Below are 10,947 nucleotides of genomic sequence, written 5' to 3'. Positions count from 1 at the left end.
ATTAAGATATGAAGAAGAGAGAGAATTTTACAAGTAGAACAGGGTTTATTATCTCCTGTATTGGCGCAGCAGTGGGTCTCGGAAACATATGGATGTTCCCATACAGATTAGGGCAAAATGGTGGATCGGTGTTTTTAATACCATATTTCATTTTTGTACTTATTCTAGGTTCAACAGGATTAATAACAGAATTTGCATTTGGTAGAAATGCTGAGGGTGGAGCTTTAACTGGAATAAAAAAAGGGTTTAAGAATAAAGGATTTAAAGGTGGAGCATTAGTAGGATGTATACCAGCGATAGGTCTTGCAGGTGTATTTATGTTTTATAATGTAGTAGTAGGTTGGATAATGAAATATTTATCATTAAGTGTTAATGGAAATATAAACAATGTGGACATACCTACATATTTTGATAGTTTTGCTGGAAGTTCACAGACTATATTTTGGAATATGTTAGCTATAACATTAGCTTTGACAATTGTATGTGTAGGAATTTCTAAAGGTATTGAGAAAATTAATAAGATTATAATGCCATTACTTTTTGGTATATTCATATTATTAGCAATTAGATCATTAACTTTACCAGGGGCAATGAATGGGGTTAAATACTTATTAACACCACAGTGGGAATACTTATTTAAAGTGAGCACTTGGGTTATGGCTCTTGGTCAAGCGTTCTTTACAGTATCACTAAATGGATGTGGAATGGTTGTTTACGGTAGCTATATTAAAAAAGATATAGATATACCAAGATCGGCAGTTAGTACAGCAATACTAGATACTGTATCAGCACTACTTGCATCTTTTGTAATAATGCCAGCAGTATTTTCATTTGGACTAGACCCAGCAGCAGGTCCACCACTATTATTTATAACAATACCAACTATATTTAAAGCAATACCAGGTGGACAAATTTTAATGATACTATTCTTTTTAAGTATATTGTTTGCGGCAATAAGTTCATCTATAAATATGTTAGAGGGACCAGTAGAATCATTTATGTCACAGACAAGGTTAAGTAGAAAAACATCTACTATATTAATTGCTATATCAGCATTTTTATTATCAATACCACTAAATTTAAATATGAACTTGTTTAATAACTTTGCAGATTTAATTACAATTGTAGTATCTCCAGCAGCTGCGTTAATTGTGTTTATAGTATTTTACTACATGTATGATAAGGATAATGTATTAGGAGAAATAAATATGGGGTCAGATACTAAGTTAGGAAATAGATTTTATATGTTTTCTAAGTATGGGTTCACAACTATAACTATTTTAGTTATAGTGCTAGGAATTGTATATGGTGGAATATAAAGTTTAAACAAAAAGCTGTGTTTTAAGCTAATATTAATTATGTGTTACATTACCATTAATCCATGGAGTAGATTATGGATATGGATTTAGAGGCAACTTGAAACACAGCCTTATTTTATAGGTAAGGAAGTAGAATTGATTACATTATAACAACTGTTTTATTTCGTCGAGCCTAGCAATAGCTGTATTATACCCATGATTATATGCATGTTTAATATTATTAATATCTTTTTCAAAGCTATCTATACCATCTTCAGCTGTTGGTCTTAAAATTATAGCTTTGCCTTCTCTTTCAAGCTGTTCACAATATTTCACTCTTTCATTATAAAGGGTATGTCGAGTGAGGAGTGGGGATATTAAGTTCGGGTATTTACTTTTAAGAATTTTAGCAGCAAATATGTTGCCATTTCCTAATTCTTTAATATAACCTTTAGGTCTTGTTAATACAATTAAATGCTTTTTATTTCCATCTTCAATAGCTTTAAGTATTGGAATAGGATCACAGATTCCACCATCAAAATATTCATTGTTATTGATAATTGCAGGTGGGAAAAATAGTGGTATAGCACAACTAGCTCTTAGCATATTACAACTGTTATCTACCTCTTTACCATTTAGATACTCAGTTTTACCTGTTTTGGCATTGGTTACCCCAACTAATATTTTACCTTCATAAGATTGAAATGTTTCATTATCGAAGGGATAGAGCTTATTAGGAATTTCATCAAAGGCAAAATCTAAACCAAATAGGCTCTTACATTTAAAGAAGTTTCTAAAGCCAATATATCTTTTATCATTTCTATGATTTATAAGAATATCATAATTTCTCTTTGGTTGTTTAGATATATATGAAAATCCATTAGTGATTCCCGCTGAAACACCAATACAATATGGAAAAATAATATTGTTATCTAAAAGGGCATCCATTACGCCAGCACTAAAGATAGGTCTAAAGGTGCCACCTTCAAGAATTAGACTACTCATGGGAACAACTCCTTTGTATTTAATTATAAATTTAATACATATTATAACATGCGAGGGTTATAGATGGAATGATATATAGATTAAAAAGGTCTCTAAATGTAAGTTTAATTTTAAAAGTTAAACTTAGGGTGATTATTGACTCTAGATTAACATATAGTAGTATATGCCATATACTGGGGGTACTATATGAAAAAAAGAAGAAAAAATCTTTATGTAAATGCAATTATATTAACTATAACAGCCTTAATAATGAGAAGTGTAGATATTACATTTAAAGTTTATATATCAAATAATATTGGAGCAGAAGGTATGGGTGTATATAAGCTGATTACAACTGTTACTATGTTAGCAACTACCTTGGCCATATCAGGGATAAGTGTGGCAGTTACTAGAATTGTATCAGAAGAAATTGGGAAGAAATCTTATAACAATGTTAGATATGTATTACTAAAATCTTGTATTATAACATCTGTATTAAGTATGCTTATATGTACACTTACTATAATATTTTCAAAATATATAGGAGTAGTGATTTTAAAGGATGAAAGAACCGTGCTAGCTATAAGGGTTCTTGTTATTAGTATTCCTTTTGTAGCAATATCATCTTGTATTAAGGGGTATTTTTATGCTATTAGAGATGTGGTGATTCCTGTAACATCACAGATAATAAGTAAGTTTGTAAAGATAGGGATAAGTGTAAGTGTGTTGACATTACTTTTGCCAATGGGTATTAAGTATGCCTGTGTAGCCATTGTTTTAGGTACAACAGTAAGTGAAATTATAGAGTGTTTATATGTATTAATAGTATATAAATTAAAGGATAACATAAAGGGAAGTAAAATCAGTGGTGATACGAGTAATTTAATAGGGAGACTTGTTTCCATAGCGGTGCCAATTGCAGGGAGTTCATATATAAGTTCAGGGCTTAGAACTGTAGAGACAATTTTAATACCAACACAGCTCGCTAAGTATGGGATGTCGGTTAAAGAGTCTATGAGCGTTTTAGGTGGAGTTATGGGAATGGTAATGCCTATAATAATGTTTCCAGCAGCATTGCTTATAGCTATGGGAACAATATTGGTCCCAGAAATATCTAGAGCTAAAGCTGCTAACAATGAAGAGAGAGTAAATAGCTTAGTTTGTAGAGCGATTAGATTTACTTTGCTTATAGGTATTGCAGGATTTTTTATATTTAACAACTTCAATAATCAATTAGGAGTGGCTATATACAACAATTCAGAAATTGGACGACTCTTTAAAGTTTTTTCCTATATAATTCCTATAATGTACATAGGAATGGTTTCAAATAGTTTACTAAAAGGATTAAATGAACAGGTTAGTTCACTAAAATATAATGTGATGGACTCAGTATTAAGGATTATATTAATATATTTTTTACTACCTATAAAAGGTGTAAATGGGGTTATAATTACAACATTTATAAGCACTGGATTTAGTGTTATATTAAGTTTTAATAGAGTGATGAGGGTGACTAAAATTAAGTTTGACTTAATTAATTGGGTTTTAAAACCTACATTAGCAGGAGTAACATCGATTCTTATTATAGGATTACTAAGGAGGACTTTAAAAGTTTTCCAAATAGGGGTAAGGTTAGATGGATATGGATTAACCATTGGAATTACAACTACTTTAGCAATAATAGCAACAGTAAGTATATATTTTGCTATAGTTGGATTATTCGATGGGATTGAGTCAAATTATTTGAAAAGCAATAGGACAAAATAAAATTAAAGAGAAAAGAGATTGATGAGAATAGATATCAAATCCTTGGAGAGCAAATAGAAAAGAACATTGTAGAGTATGATTTTTAAGATTTCACATAATGTCACTTAGTAACAAGAAGGGATTCAATTTAATTATTGAATCCCCTTCTTGTTACTAAACGTTAAATATAATATTTGTAAGAAATAATAAGCTGTTAATTATTTGAATTTCTTTGGAAATTGTTTAATTATACCATCAGTAAGCATATCTGAAAACATAATCATATGGTCTTCACCTTTGTCATATGAGGCAATGTCGGACTTCCAATCTTTATTTAACCTAGCTACAACTTGAGCAGTAACAAAATCTAAGTGTTTATGTAGCATATCTTTTAGAATTTTATTTGAATAATTAGGGTTAGCAGAACTAAGAAAATCAGCTATTTTATCAGCATTTTCATACCATAATTTATTAGACTGTTCTAAAGCATCGGTATTTCCACTTTTAGCATCATTAACGACTTGGCCAGCGATTTCTATATGTTCCCTCAATAGAGTAGCGAGTTTATTTCCAGCTTCTTCTCCGTAATAAGGTTTGATTGAATTTCCAATGTCATCTTGATTTTTAAGAAGTCTCTCTAATACAGCCTCTTTATCTTCAAGTGAGGATAAATCACTTATAATGAAATTTCTAGTCCATGAAACATGATCTATCCAGAGTTTTCTTTCTGCCATTTTAAAATTGCAGGTAGATTTGTTATAAGGAATATCTTCAGAAGCTGAAAAATCTAAGGCTTGGGCTTTAAATGGAATTAGAACTAATAAGAATAATGGGATTAACAGGGTTTTTATAAATTTTTTCATGGTTATACACTCCTTTTATCATTCAATTTCTATTTTAGTTTGTGCAAAAGTACATACATATATACTGTGAATATATATGTATGTACTTTTGAAACAAACCCTTTTGTGATGATAAAAAGTGGATTTAATTAGTTAGCAATCTTTGTAGTAGCACTAATATTTTTATTTACGCTTATGTTTATTGGATTTGTAAAGAAAGCAAGTATAAATGCTACTGCAAGTAAACCAGCAGATATTATATAAGCTAAGTTGTAAGCCCCAGTACTATCAAAAACAAGGCCAGCAATTATTGGTCCGATAGTTCCAGCTACACCCCAAGCAGTATATAATATACCGTAGTTGCCACCAAAGTTTTTAACTCCGTAGAAATCTGATATTGCGGAAGGGAAAAGACTTAGAAGTGCACCATAACCTATTCCGGCAAGGGCTGTCCCTATTGAAATAGCAAGAGGTGTAGAATATCCAGCAAACATTAACATATTTACTCCTTGTAATACAAACACAATCATCATCATTCTTACTCTGCCTACTTTATCAGATAAAAATCCAGCAGCAAGTCTACCACTAGCGTTAAATATTGCAAGAAGCCCTACTAGATAGAAGCCATTTTCCATATTTGCTTGTGATTTCGCAATTGTAGCAATGTTGCCTATAATCATTAAACCTGCTGAAGAGGCAAAAGCAAACATAATCCATAGTAGATGAAACTCTTTAGTTTTGATCATTTCTTTCCATACATAGTTTTTAACCTCTGGTTTTGAAGCTACAGTTTTTGAGATATTCTTAGGGACAGGAGGTATATAATCTAAAGGAGGATTATTAATCATTTGAGCCACTAAGGTACTTACTACTAGTATAAATGAACCTAAGGCAAAGAAGGTTTTGGATATACCATAATTATTTAATAATGAAGTTGTGATAGGAGCTATATAAAGTGATGCTAAACCCATACCACTTACAACAATTCCAGCGACCATACCTTTTTTTGAAGAATGAAACCATTTAAGGGCAGGGGGAGTTACGGAAGCATAAGCAAAGCCTATACCTGCACCAGTTAACACTCCATAGGTTAGAGTTAGCATTGGCACGCTTTGAACAAAGCTTGATAACACAAGTCCGAGACCTGTAAAGATTGCACCCATGGTTACAACCTTGCGAGGACCGATTTTGTCCTGAAGAATTCCTGCGAAGTAATTACAAAGAGCCCAAACAACTATTGCTACGGTGTATGGAAGGGATGCTTCACTATTTGACCACCCCCACTGACTGATAAGTACTTTTTTAATTACACTCCAGGAATAAACCACCCCAATTGTAAGATTGATGCACAAACCAGCTAGAAGAACCTTCCAACCATCCTTTATTGTTACACTTTTTTCCATGATAGACCTCCCTATTATTATAAAAATTATACCTCAGAGTATTTATCCGAATCACTAGCTATTAATTATACCTATTTTAGATTACAGATAGTACACGTTATGATTATAAAGGTTTGAGTTACTCAAAGGTCAATACTTAAAATTGAATTAATTACAATTTTAAGTATTTACGATATGGGGAGTATGGTAATATTAGTATTAGCAATTGATATCATAATTGCGAATAGATATGCTGAGAATTAAGTAACTTATAGGGATTAATGGAAGGAATGTGAGAACGTAGTTATGAAAAATAAATTTTTGATAGGGGAACTGGCAAAACTTTTTCATGTAAGCACAGATACACTTAGGCACTATGATAGAATTGACCTGTTAAAATCCGAGTGCAACAGTGGAAGTAAATATAGATATTACAGCCTTAGAAGTTTTTTCAAATTAAGCAGAATACTTTTTCTTAAGAATCTTGATATTTCTCTAGAGGAAATAAAGACATATATGAATAATAAAAATAGAAATAATTTGTTGGATTTACTTAAAAATAAGGAAAGTGAGATTGATGCTAAAATCATTGGGCTAATAAATCTGAAGAAGAAAATTAATGCAAAAGTTGGTCTATTAGAAAGCATAAATGGAGAGTTGGATCAGATAAAAATAAAAAAAATTCCTGAACGAATAGGTGTTTTCCTAGATATGAATTATGTTGAGAATGATTTTGAAATTATAGAGGCATTTAAGCAAAATGAAAGATACCTAAAAAATAGTTCATGGCTTATAGAGGGGCAAATATATACCTCATTGTCAAAGGAAAATATGAATAGTGGAATTCTAAACAAGTTCAGATATTTTATTGAAGTTTTAACACTTGAATCTCAACCATGCGAAAGGGTAAAGGTGATTCCAGGAAATGATTATGCGTGTATAGCTTTTTTAGGGCCATATAGAGATATGGGTAAACATTACAAATTACTTATAAAATGGATTAATAACAATGGGTATGAAATAGTTGGAGATTCCATAGAAAAGAATATTGTAGATTACGATTTTTCAGATTCAGAGCATGAGTATATTTCAGAAATACAAATACCTATTAGAAGGGTATAAGGAAACTTATTTTATGTGGAAAAGGAAATAGGATTTAATTGATAATAATACAATAGTGAAATGGATAAATTTGTTTACAAATTTTTCAGGGCGTGTTACAATTATACATAGATATACAATGCATAGTAAATCTAAGTAGAGGAGAATATTTATGAAAATTAATAAAGAACTTTTAAAGGGTAGTACGACAATACTTATATTAAGTCTGCTAAATCGTAAAGATATGTACGGGTATGAGATGATTAAAGAGATTGAAGATAGATCAAAAGGAATTTTTTCTTTTAAGGAGGGTACATTATATCCAATACTTCATGGGTTAGAAAATGAATATTTTATAGAAGCTTATTGGGAGCAAGGGGAAGGAAAGCGTAAGCGAAAATATTATAAGATAACGGAAGATGGAAAAGGAATATTAAAAGAAAAAGAAAAAGAGTGGAAGTTATTTAGTTCAACTGTGAATGAGGTATTAGGGGAGGGAGACTTATGCCTACAATAGAAAATAGTAATATTTATGAATATGTAAACCAGGTATGTAGCCTAATTAAGAATAAGAAGGTCCATGAAAGTGTAAAGACTGAACTTATAAGTCATATAGATGAAATTGCTGAGGAATATATACATTATGGATTAACAGAAGATCAGGCAATTGAAAGAGCAATTTCTAGAATGGGATCTCCAAGTATTGTAGGAAGTAATTTAAATAAGGTTCATAAAGCTACTTCGGATTGGGTTTTAATTGGAATAGCTAGTTTATTTATATTAGTTGGTATATTTACTTTAGGGGTTATTCAATCTAATAATGTTACATCTCAAGGAAATTACACAAATTTTTTAGCAAAAACAATAGTATATGCTGTAGGTGGGGGAATATTAGCAATTGGACTTATGAAAATTGATTACAGAGAATTGAAAAAATATTCGAAATATCTTTATGGCTCTACAATAATTCTATTGGCATATACACTCTTTAGTTCAGATGCAGTGAATGGATTAATCGGGTGGATGCGAGTTGGTAATATTGCATTTAATACATTTAATATAGCTCCATTTTTTTTGATAATTTCGCTCGCGGGAATATTTGACAAGTGGGATTGGAGAAGTATTAAAAATACATTGGTAGGATTTGTATTAGCTTTTACACCATGTATATTTTTAATTTTAGGTAACTCTTCGGTAAATTTAATCATTTATTTAGTTGGAGTAACTACACTAATAATTTTATCTGGTGTAAAGTTAACACATATTATCACTTCATTTGGACTAATGGGAACTATATTTTTATCTTATATTTTTAGTGAGCCTTATAGACGTTGGAGAATTTTTGCTTTTGCAAATCCTTCACTGGAGCCAAATGGAGCAGGATGGATTTATAATCAATTAGAAGCAGTAAGAAATTCAGCAGTATTTATTGGTAGAGGTACAAACTTTACTTCTAATATGTTACCTGAAATTCATACAGATTTTATACTGAGTTATATCGTATATTCCTTTGGGTGGATTGCAGGAATAATATTAATTGCTTTAGTTCTTGCATTTGTAATTAGAATAGTGTTTATTGGGAGAAAGACTAAGGAGAGTTATGGGAAGTTATTAGTTAGTGGAATTGGTTCATTGTTTGTAGTTCAATTTTTGTTCAATATTTTAGTTAACATGACACTTTTACCGACATTTGCAGTGAACATGCCATTTATTAGCTACGGAGGAAGCCAATTAGTTATTAATATATTAGCTATTAGTATAGTTTCTAATGTATATAAATATAGGAATACATCTTATTTAGAGTTATCCTAGTTGGTGGTGCATTTGTTGGTGCTATGGCTTGGTGCAAGGTAAGTTATATGTTTTGTTAAGGATATATATGGTGATAAATAAAACTTATTTAAGCTTAATAGATATTTGGAAGTAAAGAGGATGTAGGATGCAGTATATAAAAGCAAAAAAGTTAATATCACAATATACAGATAATAATTCATGGTTTGATATTAATTACAATATGAATATTTATAAAGGTTGTTGCCATGGATGTATTTATTGTGATTCAAGAAGTGAGTGTTATCAGATAGAAGATTTTGATAGAGTTAGGGCAAAAGAAAATGCTATAGAATCAATAGGTAAAGAATTAAAGGGAAAGCGAAGAAAAGGTGTTATAGGTACAGGTTCGATGAGTGACCCATATAACCCATTTGAAGAGCAACTTAATCTAACTAGAGGAGCGTTAGAAGAAGTTAATAGATATAAATTTGGAATTTCTATAGCTACGAAAAGTCCTCTTATTACAAGAGACATTGATATATTAAAGAAAATAAGTTCTCATTCCCCAGTATTAATTAAGATAACTATAACAACATTTGATGATGAATTATGTAAGAAAATAGAACCAAATGTGGCGACTTCTACTGAAAGGTTTAAGGCAATAGAACAGCTGAGGGATAATGGAATATATGCAGGAATACTACTTATGCCTATACTTCCTTTTATCAATGATAATGAGGATAATATTAAAAATATAATTAATGAGGCTCATAGGGTTGGTGCAAAATTTATTTTTGCCTATGGAATGGGACTTACACTAAGGGGAAATCAAAGAGCTCATTACTATGATAAAGTGAGAAGCTTGTTTCCAAAGGAAAACTTCGTTAATCAGTATATTAACACTTATGGAGATAGATATGAATATGAATCTGAAAATTCGAAGAAATTGTGGGAAGTATTTAAAGAAGAATGTAAAAAGCATGAAATATTATATAAAATGAAGGATATAATTAAAGATTATAGAAGTAGCTATGAGGAAGGGCAAATTAGTTTTTTCTAAATAAAGGGGATGGGAATATGTATTTTGATGAAGAGGCAAAACAGTGGGATACTGATTATAGGGTACAAAGGGCTAAAAAAATAAGTAAGGAAATAGAAAATTATATTATAAGTGGAGAGGGTTTAACTGCATTAGATTTTGGGTGTGGAACAGGCTTAATATCATTTAATTTAACTCATAAGTTCTCGGAAATTATGCTAATGGATTTATCGGAAGGTATGATAGAAGAGTTGAGAATAAAGGTAAAAGAAAGCAAAATAACAAATGTGAATACTTGGTGTGGGGATGTACTGACTTTTAATGAAGATGAAAAGTTTGATGTGATTTATACATCTATGGCATTGCATCATATTATACAATTGCCAGCAATATTAAAAAAGTTATATACAATGTTAAATCCAAGTGGAAAAATTATAATTATTGAGTTACGTAAAGATGATGGAACCTTCCATGAGGAAATACAGGATTATGATGGTCATAATGGTTTTGAAATTAAGGAAATGGAAGAAATATTAGAATCAGTAGGGTTAAAAGAAATATCTTCTAATGTATTTTATTCAAGTAATAAAATGGTTGGAGATAAATTGCATCCATATGAGCTATTTAGTATGTGTGGGATTAAGAAGTAATAAGAAGAAGTAATAAGCCTCGAAATTGTTAAGTTATTCCACAGATTAAACTTAACAAATTTGAGGCTTATTATAATTAAAGGGGTTCATAGAATTTTGATTATAGGTAAAAGAGTCTTACTATGCAGGATC

General features: G+C 30.7%; 10 protein-coding genes. 7 read left to right on the top strand and 3 right to left on the bottom strand.

What is annotated here, in order from left to right; translation table 11 throughout:
* The first annotated feature begins 8 nt into the window (after positions 1-8).
* On the top strand, positions 9-1,319 hold the full coding sequence (locus tag RSA29_RS01480) for a sodium-dependent transporter (protein ID WP_346941684.1): 1,311 nt from the start codon (positions 9-11) through the stop codon (positions 1,317-1,319).
* Between the two features lie 144 nt (positions 1,320-1,463).
* Here RSA29_RS01480 and RSA29_RS01475 read toward each other — a convergent pair whose 3' ends face one another.
* A complete protein-coding gene (locus RSA29_RS01475) occupies positions 1,464-2,303 on the bottom strand; it encodes a patatin family protein (RefSeq protein ID WP_346941685.1) in 840 nt (279 codons plus the stop codon).
* Between the two features lie 186 nt (positions 2,304-2,489).
* Here RSA29_RS01475 and RSA29_RS01470 point away from each other — a divergent pair, with 186 nt between their 5' ends.
* The gene (locus RSA29_RS01470; RefSeq protein WP_346941686.1) at positions 2,490-4,049 is read left to right on the top strand and encodes an oligosaccharide flippase family protein; all 1,560 of its coding nucleotides are present in this window, start codon (positions 2,490-2,492) and stop codon (positions 4,047-4,049) included.
* Positions 4,050-4,246: 197 nt separating this feature from the next.
* On the opposite strand, the gene RSA29_RS01465 is transcribed toward RSA29_RS01470, so the two are convergent.
* Together RSA29_RS01465 and RSA29_RS01460 are read right to left on the bottom strand one after the other, a co-directional pair.
* Positions 4,247-4,891 (bottom strand): glycosyltransferase, encoded by a 645-nt coding sequence (locus RSA29_RS01465; RefSeq protein WP_346933592.1) that lies wholly within the window; start codon positions 4,889-4,891, stop codon positions 4,247-4,249.
* Positions 4,892-5,019: 128 nt separating this feature from the next.
* Positions 5,020-6,273: an OFA family MFS transporter gene (locus RSA29_RS01460; RefSeq protein WP_346941687.1), complete on the bottom strand. Its 1,254-nt coding sequence runs from the start codon at positions 6,271-6,273 to the stop codon at positions 5,020-5,022.
* A gap of 285 nt (positions 6,274-6,558) precedes the next feature.
* Here RSA29_RS01460 and RSA29_RS01455 point away from each other — a divergent pair, with 285 nt between their 5' ends.
* The 5 genes from RSA29_RS01455 (at position 6,559) to RSA29_RS01435 (ending at position 10,815) form a co-directional block, all read left to right on the top strand.
* Entirely contained in the window at positions 6,559-7,374 is an 816-nt protein-coding gene (locus tag RSA29_RS01455) for a MerR family transcriptional regulator (protein ID WP_346941688.1), read from the top strand.
* Positions 7,375-7,525: 151 nt separating this feature from the next.
* Positions 7,526-7,870 (top strand): helix-turn-helix transcriptional regulator, encoded by a 345-nt coding sequence (locus RSA29_RS01450; protein WP_346933589.1) that lies wholly within the window; start codon positions 7,526-7,528, stop codon positions 7,868-7,870.
* On the top strand, positions 7,858-9,165 hold the full coding sequence (locus RSA29_RS01445) for an FtsW/RodA/SpoVE family cell cycle protein (RefSeq protein WP_346941689.1): 1,308 nt from the start codon (positions 7,858-7,860) through the stop codon (positions 9,163-9,165). The genes RSA29_RS01450 and RSA29_RS01445 overlap by 13 nt, the downstream gene beginning before the upstream one ends.
* 127 nt (positions 9,166-9,292) lie before the next feature.
* A complete protein-coding gene (locus RSA29_RS01440; protein ID WP_346941690.1) occupies positions 9,293-10,186 on the top strand; it encodes a radical SAM protein in 894 nt (297 codons plus the stop codon).
* 17 nt (positions 10,187-10,203) lie between these two features.
* Entirely contained in the window at positions 10,204-10,815 is a 612-nt protein-coding gene (locus RSA29_RS01435) for a class I SAM-dependent methyltransferase (RefSeq protein ID WP_346941691.1), read from the top strand.
* Positions 10,816-10,947 lie beyond the last annotated feature (132 nt).

The sequence above is a fragment of the Clostridium sp. genome (assembly GCF_036660475.1).
Lineage (GTDB): Bacteria > Bacillota > Clostridia > Clostridiales > Clostridiaceae > Clostridium_J.
The sequence above is the reverse complement of the archived record's forward strand: the minus strand, read 5'-3'. Positions and strand labels throughout refer to the sequence as shown.